Source organism: Flagellimonas eckloniae (genome assembly GCF_001413955.1).
GTDB lineage: Bacteria > Bacteroidota > Bacteroidia > Flavobacteriales > Flavobacteriaceae > Flagellimonas > Flagellimonas eckloniae.
Window position 1 is genome coordinate 1,817,290 of sequence record NZ_LCTZ01000002.1, and the last position, 19,705, is coordinate 1,836,994.

At 38.6% G+C, this 19,705-nt stretch carries 11 protein-coding genes; all 11 read right to left on the reverse strand.

Annotation, left to right across the window (positions count from 1 at the left end; all coding sequences use genetic code 11):
* Positions 1–2: 2 nt before the first annotated feature.
* Genes AAY42_RS07805 through AAY42_RS07855 form a run of 11 tightly spaced genes read right to left on the reverse strand, consistent with a single transcriptional unit; the run spans position 3 to position 19,683 of the window.
* A complete protein-coding gene (locus tag AAY42_RS07805; RefSeq protein ID WP_082433564.1) occupies positions 3–2,681 on the reverse strand; it encodes a glycoside hydrolase family 3 N-terminal domain-containing protein in 2,679 nt (892 codons plus the stop codon).
* 12 nt (positions 2,682–2,693) lie between these two features.
* Positions 2,694–4,058 (reverse strand): sulfatase family protein, encoded by a 1,365-nt coding sequence (locus AAY42_RS07810; protein WP_222836837.1) that lies wholly within the window; start codon positions 4,056–4,058, stop codon positions 2,694–2,696.
* The gene (locus AAY42_RS07815; protein WP_222836838.1) at positions 4,055–6,358 is read right to left on the reverse strand and encodes a glycoside hydrolase family 95 protein; all 2,304 of its coding nucleotides are present in this window, start codon (positions 6,356–6,358) and stop codon (positions 4,055–4,057) included. Before AAY42_RS07815 ends, AAY42_RS07810 begins: the two co-directional genes overlap by 4 nt.
* A gap of 23 nt (positions 6,359–6,381) precedes the next feature.
* The gene (locus AAY42_RS07820; RefSeq protein WP_055393945.1) at positions 6,382–8,148 is read right to left on the reverse strand and encodes an arylsulfatase; all 1,767 of its coding nucleotides are present in this window, start codon (positions 8,146–8,148) and stop codon (positions 6,382–6,384) included.
* A 36-nt stretch (positions 8,149–8,184) separates the two neighbouring features.
* Complete coding sequence (locus AAY42_RS07825) at positions 8,185–9,777, reverse strand: sulfatase family protein (protein ID WP_055393947.1); 1,593 nt, start codon at positions 9,775–9,777, stop codon at positions 8,185–8,187.
* 23 nt (positions 9,778–9,800) lie between these two features.
* Positions 9,801–11,399 carry an alpha-L-fucosidase gene (locus AAY42_RS07830; RefSeq protein ID WP_139063687.1) on the reverse strand — a complete coding sequence of 533 codons (1,599 nt, stop codon included), beginning with the start codon at positions 11,397–11,399 and terminating at the stop codon, positions 9,801–9,803.
* A gap of 12 nt (positions 11,400–11,411) precedes the next feature.
* Positions 11,412–12,926 carry a sulfatase family protein gene (locus AAY42_RS07835; protein ID WP_082433362.1) on the reverse strand — a complete coding sequence of 505 codons (1,515 nt, stop codon included), beginning with the start codon at positions 12,924–12,926 and terminating at the stop codon, positions 11,412–11,414.
* Between the two features lie 6 nt (positions 12,927–12,932).
* On the reverse strand, positions 12,933–14,540 hold the full coding sequence (locus AAY42_RS07840; RefSeq protein WP_082433363.1) for a sulfatase family protein: 1,608 nt from the start codon (positions 14,538–14,540) through the stop codon (positions 12,933–12,935).
* A 30-nt stretch (positions 14,541–14,570) separates the two neighbouring features.
* Positions 14,571–15,536: a glycoside hydrolase family 130 protein gene (locus AAY42_RS07845; RefSeq protein WP_055393952.1), complete on the reverse strand. Its 966-nt coding sequence runs from the start codon at positions 15,534–15,536 to the stop codon at positions 14,571–14,573.
* Between the two features lie 8 nt (positions 15,537–15,544).
* A complete protein-coding gene (locus AAY42_RS07850) occupies positions 15,545–17,422 on the reverse strand; it encodes a sodium:solute symporter family protein (RefSeq protein WP_055393954.1) in 1,878 nt (625 codons plus the stop codon).
* Positions 17,423–17,433: 11 nt separating this feature from the next.
* A complete protein-coding gene (locus AAY42_RS07855; RefSeq protein ID WP_055393956.1) occupies positions 17,434–19,683 on the reverse strand; it encodes a GH92 family glycosyl hydrolase in 2,250 nt (749 codons plus the stop codon).
* Positions 19,684–19,705 lie beyond the last annotated feature (22 nt).

Consider the following 19,705-nt stretch of genomic DNA (forward strand, 5'->3'; position numbering starts at 1 on the left):
TTTTAATTCACATGCAATTTCCCTCTTAACCTTATATCTTTTGATGATGCCCCAATCATAATTCTAAAATCTCCAGATTCTACAACTCGTTTTAAATCTTTATCCAACATAGAGAGTTCTTCTGGTCCTATTTGAAAAGTTACTTGTTTTTGTTCTCCTGCTTTTAGCGAAATTCTTTGAAAGCCTTTAAGTTCTTTAATGGGACGTACTACTGAAGCCAATTCATCTCGAATGTATAGTTGAATGACCTCATCACCATCAATTTCTCCAGTATTCTTTACCATACACGAAACTTGGACCGTTTCGCTAGTTGCGATATTATTTTTACTGAATTCTAAATTGGAATATTCGAAAGTGGTATAACTCAACCCAAAACCAAATGGGAACAACGGTTGCCCGGTAAGATTATGGTAATTATCACCCCGTCCTGTGGGCTTATTGTTATAATACAATGGACATTGTGCTGCATCAACTGGAAATGTAATGGGTAAACGTCCTGCAGGATTTTCATCCCCAAACAGTATATCTGCCAATCCGTTTCCTCCATTTTCACCAGAATACCAAGACATTACAATACCATCTACATTGGGCTTCCAATTAGCCATAGTTATGGCACTACCACCAACTAATATAACAACTGTTGGTTTGCCTGTTTTAGCAACTGCTTTAATTAAGGCTTCTTGATGTCCTGGAAGGTCTAATAAGGCCCTATCTTGAAATTCGCCTTCGTGAATTCCTGCTACTACTACAGCAATATCACTTTGTTTAGCGATTGCAACTGCGTTGCCAATTTGTTCATCAACCATATCTTCTACACCGTAATCCCAAATCATTTTGAATTTTGCATTTCCTGCCGATTCAAAATACTCTAGTTTGATGTCGTAGGTTTTTCCTGCCTGAAACTTGAATGGTTTTACAATAGTATTATAAGATTGTTTTTGCCAGTTATCAATAAGCAACTCGTCATCCAAGTACAAACGATAGCCGTCATTTCCCTCGATACCAATATTGAAAACACCTGTTTCTGGAGCTTTTAATTTCCCTGTCCATCTTGCTGAAAACCAATCATACGGCAAATCTTTATGTGGAGAAAAGAGGGTCCAACCAAATTGAATTTTCTTATCAATGCGTTCTACTTTAGCTTCTCCACTTAATTTTATATTATCAAAATATTCTGCTTGTAAACCAACTTCTTCTTTTCCGTGTTTTGTATTTGATAAAAAGTCTGATGCAACTACTTTGTACGATTGTTCTTTAAATGGCACACCTTCTGCATATGATACATTTGCTTCCCCAATTTTATTGATTATACCATCATACACGGACACTTTATCATTACCTGGACCACTATAGCCCCCTAAACGTGCTGCTTTAGCATCATAACCAATCAATGCTACTTTCATTGATTTTTCTAATGGCAATACGTTATCGTTATTTTGTAACAATACCATAGATTTAGATGCAGCTGTTCTGGCTAATTCACGATGAGTTTTATGTCCGTTCCATTTAGCAGCTTCTTCAACATCAACATAAGGATTTTCAAATAGGCCCAATTCAAACTTCACTTTTAAAATACGCCTAACGGCTTCATCTATGGCCTTTTCATCTACCATTCCATTTTCAAAAGCTTCCCAAAACAATGGTTTATGATTGTAATTGGTTTGAAACATAACATCCAATCCCGCTTCCACGGCATCCTCTGTAGCTTCGGCATAATCTTTAGCTGTAAAATGTAATACATTGGCGCCTCCTGTTGCTCCTGCATCGGAAATCACAAAACCATCAAAACCCCATTCTTCTTTCAGTTTTTTACTCAGTAACCATTCGTTGGAAGTACATGGTGTGCCATCAACAGAATTATAAGAGGTCATTACAGACCGCGCGCCTGTTTTTTGGAATACCGTTTTAAATGCTGGAAAGTAGACTTCTTCCAATAAACGCTCGTTAAAGCTGATAGGGTAACTGTCCCGGCCCCCAGCTCCCACATTGGCCACAAAATGTTTTGGTGTTGTAATAACATCCTCCCGTTCAAAAGCTCCAATAAATGCCGATGCCATTTGCGTGGTCAAATACGGGTCTTCCCCATAAGTTTCTTCGGTACGCCCCCAACGTACATCACGTGCAATGTTTAATACTGGTGATAGAATTTGACGTATCCCTCTTGTTTTAGTCTCTTTGGTAATGGCCTTGGCTACCTTACCCACCAAAGTGGTGTCCCAGGTTGCAGCAAGGGCTATGGCTTGTGGGTATGCTGTTGCCCCATCACGTGCCAAACCATGTAAGGCTTCATTAAATGGGATTATGGGTATGCCCAAACGTGATTCTTCCAAAAAATAACGTTGAATTTCGTTGATATCCTGAGCCATTTGTTCGGCACTTCCCGTGGAACCATAATCCATGATTTGTTCTGCGGCATTGTCATTCTTTCCTTTAGATGATATTTGAAACCCGAAAATGCCGTGTTTAAGCTTGTCCTTGCCAATGCTTAAATCGCCGGGAATCATAAACATTTGCCAGAACTTTTCTTCCAGAGTCATTCTTCCCATAAGATCGTCTACACGTTCCTGTACCGAAAGTTTTGGGTTTTTATACCCTAGATTTTCATCGTTCGATTTCTTGGAACATGCCCATATGCACAAGCCTGAAAAGGTGATTATCACTATCTTTTTTAAGTACTCCAATTTTTCAATCAATTAAAATCGATGTGTATTTTGTTTTAAATCGGCATCAAAATCCTCGAGTTTTTCACGTAATTTTCTTACTACTTTAGGATTGCCTTCCGCAACATTATTTTCTTCTGAAATATCTTTGGACAGATTGTATAATTCTATTTTATCTTTTACTACGCGTAGCTTCCAGTCTTTATATCGTATAGCCTCGGCAATTGTGTCCTTATAATAGAAAAAGCCTTCTTTTTCATGAGGTGATTTTGTCTTCTTACCTGATAATAATTTCCAAATATTCTTTCCATCTATGGGTTTACCCGACATTTCACCATCGGTTAAATAAGCTATGGTAGGCAGAAAATCTATGGTAGAAGCAACTTGACTGCACACACTCCCTGCAGCTATTTTTCCTTTCCATTGAGCAATCATGGGTACACGCATACCACCTTCATACGTTTGAAATTTAAATCCTCTTAATGGCAAAGCACTACCACCACGACCGTTGTCCAATTTCCATGGACCATTATCCGAAGTATAGATGACCAGCGTAGTATCATCAATGCCCAAAATTTCCAAAGTCCTTAAAATTTTACCTACGCTCCAATCTACTTCTTCAATAACATCACCATATAGACCTCTTTTACTTTTTCCCTTAAAACCTTTGGAGGCATACAGAGGAATGTGGGGCATTGTATGGGCCAAGTATAAAAAGAAGGGGGCGTCTTTGTTTTCAGTTATAAAATCAACTGCACTTTCCGTGTAACGCTTTGTAAGTGTGGTTTGGTCTACTGGATATTCTACTACCGCATCTTGCTTCATTAGTGGAACTTTACTTTTACGCCACTTTTTCTCACGAAGACTATCCAAAGTCATTCCTTCCCTAAAAATAATGTTTTCCGCTACCTTGCAATTTGGGTTAACTGACATATCATTGCTGAAGGGGATTCCAAAATATGAGTCGAAACCTTGTTTTGTTGGCAAATAGTGTAGCTCATCCCCTAAATGCCATTTACCTATGCAAGCCGTAGCATATTGCTGGGCTTTGAGCATATCCGCTATAGTCCATTCCTGGTTGGACAATCCTCCAGGCCTATTTGGCCATAGCACCTTGGGTACTCCAACTCTAGTAGGGTACGAACCCGTCAGCAAGGCTGCACGTGATGGGGAACATACCGGTGAAGCAGAATAAAAATCAGTAAAGCGTATACCGTCTGCGGCCATTTGGTCAAGATTTGGTGTTTTTATAAGCGGAGAACCAAAAACACCCACATCCTGATAGCCCTGGTCATCTGTAAAGATGATAATTACATTGGGCATAGAACTCTTATTTTGTGCAACCATAACGGTATTACAACTCAAAAGAAAGATTATTACAATTAGTTTTCTCGTCATTTTTGTTTATTTAAAAAACCATCAAACTTGTATTTTTTTCCGGGCTTTGTATTAAATTCAACCATTTTGTTATTATAAACCAAAGTGCAGTTTTCCCCACTTTTTGAAAGCACCTCAACCTCTTGTAAAACTGAATTTTTCCAGGTAAAGGACAGCTCAAAACCACCTCTTGCGCAAACACCTGAAACAGTACCATCTGCCAATGCATCAGGTAAGGCGGGCAATAATTCTATTTTATCCAAATGACTTTGTAGTAGCATTTCAACAATTCCCGAGGCCCCTCCAAAATTTCCATCGATTTGAAATGGTGGATGTGCATCAAAAAGGTTGGGGTAAGACCCTCCCCTAATTTTACGTTCGGGAACCTCAGCCGGGCTCAATAAAATATTCAATAGCTTATACGCTCTATTTCCATCCTTAAATCGTGACCAAAAATTTATTTTCCAAGCCAAACTCCAGCCCGTACCATTATCCCCTCGGTATTCCAATGATTGCTTTGCAGCTTTCATCAGCTCTGGCGTTTCTTCATAATTAATTCCTTTTCCGGGATAGACGGCCCATAAATGCGATACGTGCCTGTGATGATTTTCAGGATCATCCCTATCTTCCATCCACTCCTGTAATTGCCCGTGCTTTCCTATTTTATTTGGAGCAATTTGTGGAAGTATTGTTTTTAACTTTTCTGAAAAATCATGGTCCGTCTCTAGAATAGCTGACGCTTCCACAATCGTTTTAAATAAGGCGCGTATGATTTGATGGTCCATGGTTGGGCCCGCAACCAAGCCTCCAATTTCAGGAGAATTTGATGGTGAACTTATCAGGTAGCCTGTGTTGGGATCCTTATATAAAAATTGAGAATAAAACAATGCCGCATCACGCATGAGCGGATAATTTTCTTTTAAAAATTCTTTGTCCTTGGTAAACAAATAGTGTTCCCAGATATGTGAACAAAGCCATGCGCCGCCTGAAAGCCATATTCCGTGGTTGGATGCATTTACCGGAGCCGCCCCTCTCCAAATATCCACATTGTGATGAACGATCCACCCCTCTGCATTATAATGTTCCTTGGCCACGATGCTTCCCGTTTTTGAAATATCCTCGATAAAATCAAACAAGGGTTCGTGGCATTCGCTCAAGTTGGTCACTTCCACAGGCCAATAGTTCATTTCCAAATTTATATTGGTCGTATAACTACTGAACCATGGTGGTTTTATCTTATCGTTCCAAAGCCCTTGAAGTGTAGGTGGTTTGCTTCCTGGTCGACTTGAGGCAATCATCAAGTACCGTGCGTATTGCACATATAAAGCAATTAATTGGGGGTCATTGGGGTCTTTCCAAAAGTCATAAATCCTTTTATTGGTAGTCACTTTCGATTTTCCGTTATCCCCAAAGTCCAACTGAAAACGATTATATAAAGACTGATAATCTTTGATATGTCTTTTCTTTATTTTACCAAACTTTTTGGATTCAATACCTTTTAAGGTTTCACTTACCTGTTGATAAGGATTGCCCGATACATCTTTAAAATTGATATAATTAGTTGCTGCCGACATATAGATAGTGGCTTTGGATGCATCAACTATTTTTAGCTTACCATCTTCAACTTCTACAATACCATCAGTATCTACTTTTATTGTTGAAACACCCTTTAAAACCCCGTCTTTTATTTTTACTTCTAGTGTTTGGGATTTACCACTTGTTTTCAGTTGTTTATCTTCATGAATAGCATCTAACCAAATTTTAAAACTTAATGCTTTTGATTTGCTTGAGGTTAGATGTACAACCATGACTTTGTCCGGAAAACTAGAGAACACTTCACGTTCAAAAGCAACATCATTTACTTTGTATGATACGTTGCTGATTGCATTTTCTATATCTAAAGTCCTTGAATAATTTGAATACTTTTCATGTCCATCAAAATTGATGTGAATGTCACCAAAAGGCTGATAATGAATTTGTTTTAGCGGTTCGCTCATAAACTCTTTTGTAGCCAGGTCTTGAGCTTCCCGCTGTTTCCCATCGGTTAACAATTGCCTTATTTCCGCTAGATAATTTCCTGCACCTTTATTGGAATAATCATGTGGTTGCCCCCTCCATAAGGTTTCTTCATTAAACTGAATATGTTCTTGTTCCACACCACCATAGACCATCGCACCCAAATTTCCATTTCCAATGGGTAGTGCCTCAGTCCATTTTTTCGCGGGAACATCATAAGCAAGCTTCATACCTTCCTGTGACAACAAATCATATTGGACCAAGAAAAGTAATGCAGCGATACCAATCAATTTTGTCATTTTCATGTAGGGTAATTTCATCTTTCTATTCAACCTTTTATTTCTAAATAAAATGGATACACGTATACCAATGTTCCGTTTCTTTCAACATATAGCTTGGGCATGATTTTAACATCCCCTTTGTTCAACAGTATATTTTTAAAACTGAGCTGGGTTTGCCCCTTTCCTTCAAACTCCATTTTTCTACTATCATCTCCAATAACCAATTCTAAATTGCCGTTATGGTTTAGGCCTTTGTCAAGGTGTATGGTTATATCAAAAGACTTTGTTTCATCAATTTTGGCATCCCAATAAATAAAATCCTTCTTGATGCCCACTACTTTTTCAAAATGAGCATCGTTCTGATTAAGCATAACCGGGTTTTCAAAAGTTGTTCCGATAATCGGTTTAGGAGATTCCACAATATGTTTGGATGATTCCATTGTAGTAAGCCAAATGTCCATTTCAGACTTCAATTCTTTTACGATGGCTTCATTCTCACCTGAAATATCATTTTGTTCAAAATAATCTTTGCTCAAATCAAATAATTCGAACTTATCATTTCCTTCATCATCCTGACCTACGCCCACAAGTTTTAGGTTTCCTTTTCGGGTAGATACATTTCTGTACCTCACGGGAGCGGTTCTTGACCAGTATCGATTTATTATACGATTAGGAAAATTGTCTTCCGCCTTGGTCAACAGGGGCATTAAACTTTCTCCTTCAATTTCCAGGCCTACAGGTATTTTTGCTCCTGCAAGTTCTGCCAATGTTGGTAAGATATCGTAATGGGCGGCGGGAGCTTTAATATCCCGAGCTTCTTTAAACATCTTGGGATAATACCAAAAACTGGGGACTCTTACGCCTCCTTGAAATACGGAACCTTTTCTTCCCCGCATACCAGAAATATATCTTGGATGCTGCGGGCCATTGTCCGTCATGAAAATAACCAAGGTGTTTTCCTCTATACCCAAACTTTCCAGTTTATTGAAAAGTAATCTTAGGTTGTCATCAATGTTGGTCACCATACCATATACCTTTCTGGCATTCTCCCTACTATGCTCGGTCACTTTTGGATACGGATTACCCTGATCTATTAATCCTTCATCTGGATCCGTATCCTTATACATATCATAATACTCCTGTGGAAGTTGTAAAGGACCGTGAGGGGCATTAAAAGACAGGTATAGAAAAAATGGATTGTCTTTGTTCTCTTCCACATACTCCATCGCAGCTTTTGTAAACACATCTGTACAATATCCCTTGGTCTGAAGCTGTTTTCCATTGTTCCAAAGAATAGGATTAAAGTAACTGCTGTCCCTTTTTAATGTATTTGGCCAGTCTCCATATTGTCCAATTCCTCCTGAAAGATGATTTAATGTATATTCAAAACCTTGGTCTTGCGGACGCATTGGGTAATTATCACCTAAGTGCCATTTACCTATCATTCCTGTTTTGTAGTTAGCTTCCTTAAGCAGCTCAGCTATGGTGACCTCTTCAGTTGCCATCATGGCACCTCCCCTGTAGGTGTCGTGTACGCCTGTGCTCATAGAGTATTTACCAGTCATTAATGCAGATCGAGTGGGAGCGCAAACCGGGTTTACCAAAAATTCATCAAAACGTACACTGCGTTCTGCTAGACTATCCAAAACTGGGGTCTTAATATTTGGGTTTCCATAATATCCCAAATCTCCAAAACCTTGGTCATCCGCTATAATTAGAATTATATTTGGTTTTTCTTGAGTTTTATCAACTTTTTCAGCACAAGACATCATATTTAAACCTATAGTAAATAGGCTTATTATTACTAACTTCATTACCGTCGTGTACTGTAAAAACTTCATTATTTACCTTTAACTATTCCAATGATCTTCCATAATTTGTAACACTTCAGGATTGTCCTTATCCGTATCACCAAGTGTTTCACGTTGCCTTAAAATTTCAGCTTTCATTTCTTTGATGACATCTTGATATTCTTCATCATTATAAGCATTGTGTGTTTCGTTGGGATCTTTTTCCAAATCGAAGAAGTCCCAAAATTTTGTGGGTTGATTTTCCTTGGTGTACCCGTTAACTTTTAATGCATTTCCATAATAGAATGCCAACTTGAATCGTTGACCCCGTATTCCAAAATGCCCTGGACGATCACTTGAATGGTCCCAATAGCGATAATAACCGTACTCGCGCCAGTCGGCTGGTGTATTTCCTTTCAAGTTTTCTCGAAAGCTACGTCCTTGCATGGTTTTTGGATATTCCAATCCAGCATAGTCTGCAAACAAGGCAGAGAAATCAGCATTTTCAATTAAATCTGAATTTCGTTGACCTGCTGGTATTTCCTTTGGATATCGGATAACGAATGGCATATGGATAGACTCTTCATAAATCAATCGCTTATCAAACCAACCATGTTCCCCCAAGAAATACCCTTGATCCGCCGTATAGATAACTATGGTATTTTCTGCCAGCCCTGATTCATCTAGATATTTTAAAAGTTTTCCTATGTTATCATCAATCGCAGCCCCGCAACGCATAAAATCCTTTACGTACTTTTGATAGGTTTTGTAACGTGCTTCCATTTTGGTTAACCCATCAACAGTCAATGGTAATTCTGGATATTTCATATAACCAGGCACATTTTCTGGGTCTTTGGAAGCCCTTAGATACCTTGCTTTTAAACTGTCTATTGATTGTCCACGGAAAGACCTTCCCGTTGTTTCAGGCCCCTCATCATAAAATGTATCGGGAATTGGGATATCCCCATCTCTATATAAATGACTGAATCTTTCCGGATAATCAAATGGCTCATGGGTGGCCTTAAAATGACACATGGCCATAAAGGGTTTGGATGTATCCCTATTTTCTATCCAATCGATGGTTTTATCAGCAATTACATCGGTGCTAAAGCCTTTGTATGGCATACCCCCTTCGGTGTAATCTTTCCAATTTTCTTTAGTTTTCATTATCGGGTCCCAATATCTTCCTTGTCCGGGCAATACACAGTAATAATCGAAATCATCTGTAGGTTCCTGTTTTAAGTGCCACTTTCCTATTACCGAGGTTTGGTAGCCGCCTCTTTGCAATACACCGGCAATTGTCGGGTGCTTTGGCGATAGTCCTGCTCCCAAGGTGATAACTCCGTTAATATGGCTATACTGACCTGTAAGCACCGTTGCCCTACTCGGAGTACAAATGGAGTTTGACACTAAACAATTGTCCAGTACAGTGCCCTCTTTGGCCAACCTTTTAATATTGGGTGTATGCACATAATTTTCCAAGATACCTCCGTAGATTCCCCAGGCTTGCGAGGTATGATCATCGGACATAATGTAAAGAATGTTCGGTCTTTCCTGCTCAACCATTTCTACCTTTCCCTCTACCTTATTTTTACAGCTGAAATTTGCCAAAAACAAGATTGAAAGAACAGTAAAGTAAAATTTTGTCTTCATTTTCTTTTAATTAAAATACTAGGTTAAAAAATCGCTTTTAGAACCATGGGATAACTTCTTCCATTAATGGTAGGAACAGCAAGAGACAAAGCCGTTCTTGTCTGTTTGAACTTTACTTTAGTTCCATTATCCAACCTTGATAATTTCTTTAATCTTCCCGGGTTCAACTCATTATTTAACCCAAATGTCGATATTTTAATTTCACCCTTTTTAGGGTTCATAATCATAATGTATAAATTATCACCCTTTTTGGTAAATCTCACTTCATCAGATGCATAAGCATCCGAAGCTGTTGTTCTTTGGTTATAGTGCTCACCAGTTTTTTTCTTGGCCACAATATCATCACCTGCATTTCTGACTTCACCTTGCCCGTTTTGTTCATTTTCCCCACGTACGCTCTTGCCATCACCATAAACTTTCCAAGGCCTGGTCCCATAAATGGCTTCTCCGTTTATCTTTAGCCAATCCCCAACGGTTTCTATAATTATCTTTTGTTCAGCAGGGATAGATCCATCCGGATGTAATTCTATGTTTAGCAATAGGTTTCCATTTTTACTTGTAGCTTCTATCAACATTTCTAAAATGGTTCGAGCATTGTGGGTCAGGTGGCGATCTTTTTTGTAGAACCAATCCGTAAATGTGATTTCGGATTGCCACGGATATTCCCTCAATGTATTGCTACCGCCAGACTCCACTTCATTCACAGTACCCTTAGCCTTTCTTTTTAGCAGCATAACCGCTTCAATGGACCCATGTTGCTTAAGGCTATTGTTATATAATTTACGGCTTACTTCCTTACCATATTCCCCATAGGTAAAATTGAATCCATCATTATAGAGCAGGTCTGGTTTGTATTTGTTCACAAGCTCTATATGCCGTTCTTGCCAATTCTTTTTTATTGCTTCAATGCGCTCAGGGGTTCTGTTTTCTGGAATGGGTCCATACAAATCCGCAGGATCTAGACCTTCCCACCATTTTCCTTTTCCATCTTCCTTAGCGAGTCTTCCATCATAAGGCACACCTACTTTTTCTCCTGTTTTATCAGCACCAAAGGCCGGTTTCCACCAATTCAGGAAACGATCATCGTGGCTTGTTACCCCAAATTTCAAACCAGCTTTACGGGTTGCCGCCTCAAACTCCCCGATAATATCTCTTTTTGGACCAACGTTTACTGAGTTCCAGGGGTGGTGCGAAGAATCAAAAAGGTCAAAATGGTCATGATGGTTTGCTAAAGCGACTATATATTTCGCACCATTTTCTTTGGAAAATTTAATTAAGGCATCAGCCTCAAATTTTTCAGCTTTCCATAAATTAATGACATCCTTAAAACCAAATTCTGAAGGGTGTCCGTAGGTCTGCAAATGATAAGGATTTGCCATTTTTCCGAATTTTTGTTTCCCGACATCCTTCATGTACATATGGCGCGCATACCACCCTCCGCCTTGCTCCGGAACACTTTGTGGTCCCCAGTGAAACCAAATTCCAAACTTGGCATCCCTGAACCATTCTGGGCATTCGTACTGCGCTGCAAGTTCATCCCATGTTAATTCCTGTCGTTGCGAAAAAACGGCATTTGCAACAGACACAAACAGAAGAAAGCTTAAAACACCAAAATACTTCATGCCAAATATCAATTATCTAAATCTATATGCTTCAGGATTATCAAAAAGTCCAAACTCCTTTTTAGTCAAGTCCGCTGGATCCCCTGTTTCTGCGATTAGCTTTTTCAACTCATTCATTAAATCATCTTTTACAGCAGCATAATTTTCATCTTCAATTAAGTTAGATAGCTCCCAAGGATCGTTTTTTAAATCGAACAACTGATAGGTATATACATCATGCTTTGCGCTTACTATTAGTTTATAGTCTCCTTTTCTAACAGCTCTATGTCCTCCTCCCGGATTGTGCTTACGACCTTTACCTTCAATAAGATCTCCTGGCCATGAATTGTAGGCATACATCATACTGTTTCTCACTGTTCTGGTCTCGCCCTTTATCACCTGTGTTAAATCTTTGGTTTGAACGGACTCTGGAATTTCCAATCCCGTTAAACCGCAAAGTGTTGGGAAAACATCGTGTAGATAAGCCAAGGCATCGACCTTTGTGTTTTGCGGTATATTAGGACCACAGAAAACCAATGGAACACCCACACTATGCTCATATACATTTTGTTTGCCCAATAACCCATGCTGGCCAACTGCCAGTCCATTATCTCCAGAGAAAACAATGATAGTATTTTTACTTTGTCCTGAATCTTCCAATGCTTTTACTATGCGTCCAATTTGAGCATCGGTAGCTGTAATCATAGCATAATAATCAGAAATTTCTTTTTTCACAATAGAATCCGTTCTTGGAAAAGGTGCTAAACGCTCATCCCTAATTTTTTCATCAGCAATTTCAAAAGGATGTTCCGGCATAAAGTTTTTTGGTAGCTCAATGGAGTCGGAAGGGTACAGTTCATTATATTCTTGTGGAGCCGTTCTGGGATCATGGGGAGCAGTGAAGGATACATACATTAAAAAGGGATTTTCTCCCGAATAACTCCCAAGGAAATCAACAGCAGCATCAGCAAAGACTTCACTACTAAACTTTTCCTTTTGTTGATAGGGTTCTGACCAACCTGTTTCTGGTTTATAATCCTTCACTTTTGTCCCAAAATGTGTCGTCATACCTCCTAAAAAAGCTGATTTCACATGGTGAAAACCTCTTTCCACCCAATCCTTACCATTATGTTGTTTACCCGTAGCAAATGTGTTATATCCGTTAGCCTTGAAATACTCAGGAAAGGTAAGCTTATTACTTTTTCCCCTGTCTTCCAACGGGAAAGCAAATTGGGCATATACGTTTGGTTCTATATTAAAATAGTGCCTCCCTGTCATTAACATGGCCCTACTTGGAGAACAGACTGCAGCCGTGGTAGCTCCAAGAATATAAGCGTTGGTAAATGATGTTCCGTTTTCAACCAATGTATCCATATTTGGAGTTAGAACATCATATGTATTCATGGCTCCAATAATGCCCGCACGTTGATCATCTGTAAATAGAAATAGAATATTTGGTTTTTTTGCTATTTCCGGAACCCTTTGTTCTTTGCACCCAACAAGTAAAATGAAAATCGACAAAGCCAAGAATTTCATTACGTATTGCATTGTTCCTTATTTTTTTAAGTTTTTTGATTTTAAGAATTTCTCCAAATGCATTTCATCCAACTCGTCGCTATCGCCGTATTTTGTTCGCATTTCTTTCAGACGTTCGTGCATAACTTTCTGGACATCTGAATAGGATACATCATTATAAACATTGGTCATTTCTGAAGGGTCCTTTTCAAGGTCATACAATTCCCAATGATCTATGTCATAATAAAAATGAATTAATTTGTAGCGATCTGTCCTAACCCCATAATGACGTTTCACGTGGTGTTCTGCCGGAAACTCATAGTAAGTATAATAAATGGCATCCCTCCATTCACTTACTTTGCCATTGACCAATTGTCTAAACGATTCTCCTTGAATCTCTTCCGAGATCTCTGCTCCTGCATAATCCAGAAATGTTGGGGCAAAATCCAAGTTTTGAACCATCTCATCAACAACAGTTCCAGGTTCTATTTCTTTGGGATATTTCATGAGCAGGGGTGTTCGAAAAGATTCTTCGTACATAAAGCGCTTATCGAACCAACCATGCTCTCCTAAATAGAAACCTTGGTCCGAAGTGTACACAACTATTGTGTTCTCCTCCAATCCATTTTCTTTTAGATAATCCAGAACCTCTCCAACTCCATCATCCACCGACTGAATAGTCCGGAGGTAATCCTGCATATATCTATTGTATTTCCAGAGAGCCAACTCTCTTCCTTCTAGATTTCTTGATTTAAAGTCGGCAATAACAGGGTCGTAATAGGCATCCCAAGCTTCTTTCTGCTTCTCATCCATCCTATTATATCTTCCTTGAAAAGAATTTCGGTATTTGGTTTGTATTTTCCCTTCTTTATCCAACATTTTCAAATCATACACCAAATCCATATCCTTGAAAATTCCCATTTCATGGGCAGCTGCGGCAGGCCTTCCTTCATAATCATCAAAAAAGTTTGCTGGGGGATCAAAAGTCTTATCATCAAACAGGCTAAAGTATTTTTCCTCAGGCATCCATGTTCTGTGTGGTGCTTTTTGGTGATATAACAATAGAAAGGGCTTATCCATCTCTCGTTTGTTTTCAAGCCAATCCAAGGCAATATTCGTTGTCACATTGGTTACATAGCCTGGGTAATTTTTTTTTACGCCGTTTTCGATAAAATCTGGGGAGTAATATTGTCCTTGTCCTGGGAGTACATTGCTGTAATCAAATCCCTGGGGCAGTCCCTTTAGATGAATTTTACCTATCAAAGCTGTTTCGTAACCTGACTTTTGCAATGTTTTTGCAAAATTTTCCTGGTCCCAATTAAAAGCATTGATATTGTCCACCTTTCCATTTACATGGCTATGTTTTCCTGTAAGCATAACTGCCCTACTTGGTGCACAAATAGAATTCGTAACAAATCCTTTGTTAAAAATAGCTCCTTCTTTTGCAATCCTATCAATATTGGGGGTATCGTTAAGTCCATGTCCGTAGGCACTAATGGCTTGATAGGCATGATCATCACTCATGATAAATACAATATTGGGTCTTTGCGTTTTTTCCTCTTTAACCGTTTTGCAAGACATAAAGGTCAAGGCAAAACATAAAATGATGAAGGGTTTTTCTAGGATTGATTGCCATAAACTTTTCATATTGGAATCTTTACATTTTTCGTTCACTTACTAAAGACTATTTTCCTTGGTAAACTGAATTACCTCGCTCAATCTTCCAAAAACGAGGGCAACAACGGTATCAGCCGCTCCATAATAGATTGCGAGTTTATCCTCCTCGCTATCGTGAAGTGCAGCACACGGGAAAACTACGTTGGGTACATCCCCAATTTGCTCATATAATTCTGACGGCCCCAACAAATAGGGTTGTGTTCTATATTTCACTATATCTGGTTGATGTTCATCCAAAATGGCAGCTCCCATAGCATATCGAAATCCATTACATGTATTTATAACTCCATGATACAGCATTAACCAACCATCGTTTGTGAGAATAGGAATTGGGCCTGCTCCTACTTTTGTACATTGCCAAGCACTATCCTCAAAATTCGTTGCCTTCATCACGCAGCGATGCTCCCCCCAATATTTCATATCTGGGCTGTAACTTATATAGATATCTCCAAATGGGGTATGACCATTATCACTTGGTCGACTCAACATGGCATATTTGCCATTGATTTTTTTGGGAAACAATACTCCATTTCTATTGAAAGGTAGAAAAGCATTCTCACACTGAAAAAATTCCTTGAAATCGAAGGTATAGCCAATTCCAATAGTGGGGCCATGATAACCGTTGCACCAGGTAATCCAATACCTGTCCTCTATAAAAACAACCCGTGGATCGTATTTATAATCAGAATCTATCATTTGGGTATTCCCAGCTTTCATCTGTATGGGGTCGTGGTTTATATCCCAATGGATACCATCCTTACTAAAACCAGCAAAAATGTTCATCTGAACGGCTTTGTTGTCGCATCTAAAAACACCTGCAAAGCCATCTTTATATTCTACAACAGCACTGTTGAAAATGCTATTGGATGAAGGAATTGCATATCTATCTATTATAGGGTTGGCACTGTAGCGCCATAAAATATCTTTCCAATTATTTGGCTTATCCTGCCAAGGAATCAAATTCATATGTGTTTTTAATTGCTATACTTTCTTACTTTATCCAACCAAGTATATTTTAAAATAATTGAGCTTATAATAAATACCCCTAAAGCTATCCATGTCTTTGGATAATCCCTAATCATAAAATAAATTGGCAACAATATCATACTGGATTGCCAAATAATGCCAATTGCACAATTAAGCATATCCTTTGTAAAATCTCTATTCTTTTTAAAATTCTTGTCTTCTTTTTTTAGTACAACATAGACTGGATGCCACCATCCCCATGGTCTAACATTAACATAAAAGTTTTTTAATGTTTCCATTTTAGTAGCAGGGGTAAGTAATGTTCCTAAAAAAGAGCCTAGAAGTGATACAATAAAAATAATGGGAAATAAGTAGATGGCGGGAATTTGAGAAAAATAAAACAGATTGGAATCTATCTCAAAATTACCTTTATTTTGATATAGTAAAAACTGGACGGTTGCAATAACCAATCCAGAGGCCATTCCCCAGAAATAGCCCCAACCGTTGAAGCGCCACCAAATCCATTTTAAAAAATTGGCAGCAACATACCCACCATAAAGTGCACTGGTAATCCAAAGCGTAATGGAGTTTATAGAATCGGCAAAAAAGCCCATGGTGACTCCCAAGAGGACCACAGCAAAAGATGCAATATGACTGGCCTTGATATAATGCTTTGGTTCCGCGATTGGTTTAAAGTATTTCTTGTAAATATCATTAACGATATAGGCGGGTCCAGAATTTACGAAAGCAGAAAAAGTGGACATAAATGCAGCAAGAAGTCCTGCCAAGAGTAATCCCTTTATACCAACTGGAATGTGATGATTTATGACCTTGGGCAGTATTATCTCTAAATCTCCCAAGGAGAGTTCTGATGACATTGCCATTGAGGGAGCAAGATATACAAGTGCCAAAACAACAATCCCTGAAATAAGTAGGTAACGGGGAATAAACAAAATTAAATTGGTAAATCCACTCATGTAAGCAGCTTCCTTTACGGACCTGGTTGATAGGATTCGTTGCATATCGAAACTTGGAATAGGACCGGCTACGCTCGCAAAAAATCCCTTAAAGAGCGACATTCCAATAAAAGCACCGAACATTTTATAACCGTGGGAATCAATGAGGCCATTAAAGGCCTCATATTTTTCGCCCCATGAACCGTTAAGCTGATTGGAAAAGAAAATATTGGTCCATTCTGTCGAAATAACATTATTTATTTCAACATCTGTCACGGAAACAAATGCATATATGGCCACCAAAATTCCTGCAACCACCATAATCAAGTATTGTAAAACTTCTGTTGCCACTACCGAGAACATCCCCCCCTTAATCGTATACAGCGTTGTTAGGAATATAATAAGAAATGCATAGCTCTGGTCAGAACTAAGCAATACCTCTCCATTGATGACAAATGCCAAATCCCATGGTAAAATTATGGTCATAAATTTCCCTACTCCTTCAAAAAAATAAGCGATGAAACCAATGGTTGCCACAATTGCAAAAATAGCCACGATAAGATGGGAGGCCCTACCCGATTTGTCGTCTCCAAATCGTGTCAAAATCCACTCAGAACCGGTCATTATGTTCGAACGTCTGATCCAAGCGGCCAAAAAAACCATGATGAAAATCTGGTTAAAAACCGGCCACATCCACATGAACATAAAACTCTTTGTCCCATAAAGAAACAATATGCCCACCATCCAGGCCGTACCGGATATATCGAACATCCCCGAGCCATTACTCAATCCTAAATAATACCACTTGATACTTTTACCTCCTAAGAAATAAGAGTTTAGCCCTTTTGAAGCCCGTTTGGAAACCCAAATACCAACACCAAGTGTCAATACAATATAAAGCGCTATTATTAAAATATCTATATGATGCATTTTTGGTTTGGCTATTTAGTAATTCCCCAATTTTCATTAGGGATATTTCCCATAACAAAATGAAGCTTCCCTCCCTCTGTTATTTGTTGGTGTGAAATTGTTGTTTGATTAAACGGGTTTCCATTGAGTGTTGCCGATTGTATGTAAATATTATCCTTGGAAACATTCTCAGCTTCAATTGTAAATTTTTTGTCTTTGGAAACACGTATAGTTGCCTTTTCAAAAATTGGGCTTCCAATCTCATATTCCGTTGAAGCCGGGTTCATGGGATACAGACCTATTGAACTCAATACGTACCATGCACTCATTTGACCGCAATCCTCATTACCACTCAAACCATTTGGAGTGGTATTGTACTGCGTATTCAAAATATGGTGTGCCCAATATTGTGTTCGCCATGGTTTATTGGCATGATTAAATAAATAAGCGATATGGTGACTTGGTTCATTACCATGTGCATACTGGCCAATTAAACCTGAGATATCCACTGAGGCATTATTCCCTGTTATCTCAGAACTTTCGGTAAAAAGTTGTTCTAAGCGTTCCGAAAAAATTTCATTGTTTCCATGGAGGGACACGAAATCTTTAGGGTCATGTGGCACAAACCAGCTATGTTGCCATGCATTACCTTCTGTATAATCCGTATGTTCTCTATGGTTTGAATATTTTGGGTCGAAAGGTTCGTTCCATGAATTTCCGTCAACCGATTTACCTCTCATAAACCCGGTCTCTTCATCAAATAAATGTTGATACGCCCTGGAACGGTTTAAAAAGAACTTATAATCTTCCTCTTTACCCAAAGCTTTTGCCATTTGTGCAATACACCAATCATCATAGGCATATTCCAAAGTAATTGTCACTGATTCGTCCATTGCTGTGTACGGGATATAACCGTGCTTTTTATAATATTCCAATCCCCGCTCATCTTGCATCATGGTCGTTTTCATCGCTTCATAGGCTTTTTTGGCATCAAAACCCTTAATTCCTTTTAGGTATGCCTCAACAATCACTGGAATGGAATGATAGCCCGTCATTGTATTTGTTTCATTGGCATAAAGTGTCCAAACAGGAAGTATCTTTTTTGTCTCATAATAAGAGAGCATGGTATTCACCATATCCGAAACCCTATCTGGCGCAACCAATATGAGTAATGGGTGCTCTGCTCTAAATGTATCCCAAAGGGATAAGGTTGAATATGCTGTATAATTTTCTGCTGTAACTATACTGTCATCTTCTTTTCTGAATTGGCCATTTTTGTCGCTAAATGTCACAGGTGCCAATTGAGAATGGTACAACGAAGTATAAAAGATAGTTTTGAGGGAATCTATTGCGGTTTCCACCTCAATTTTTGATAACGCGCTTTTCCAGGTATTTTCTGCCTCTGCTTTTACTTTTTCAAAATTGAAACCTCTACCATCCAAATTCTCTTTTGCATTGTCAATACTTACTGAGGAAAGGGCCACTTTCACAAAGAGTTCATTGTCCTCTTTTTCGTTAAAAAATAACTGTACGGCTGTTTTTGTACCCATACCCATATTGGCATTTACAGCTCTTTTATCTACATACACATTGTGTTCAGCAATAGCTTTGGAAAACTTGGCAACAAAAAACACTTTTTGATTTTTTGCCCATCCAGTACTAAACCGGTAACCACTTATGGTAGAATCATTTTCAACTTGAAAAGAAGTTTTGGTTGCCTTATCCCAATTGATGCCAAAACCCAAATCCACAACAACTGATTGTATATCTTTTGGTTGATATGAATATTTATGTATTGCCGTTCGCTTGGATGTTGTTAATTCAACATTTATATGATGATCTTCAAGAAAGACTTGATAATAGCCGGGGTGTGCTTCTTCGTTTGTGTGGCTGTAAGATGATTTATAGGACAGTGAATCGCGAGAAATGGGCATTGTTGACAAATCCACTTTTTTGTTTATAGGCATAAACAATACATCCGCTAAATCTCCAATACCTGTTCCACTTAAACTTAAATGACTGAAACCAATGGCTATAGAATCTGAATAATGATATCCCGAACACCAGTCCCAACCACTTATCCCATTTACCGGACTAACCTGAAGCATTCCAAAAGGAACGGTTGCCCCTGGATACGTATGTCCATGTCCACCTGTTCCAATAAAAGGATCCACAAAATCAACCAAAGATTTTTGATTGCGATTTTTTTGTGCCGTTTTTTCGTTACAGCCCAAAAAGAAAAGAACCAATATCAATAAACAGAATAACGAAGTGTATTTCATAAAATCAATCTGTTATGCACTT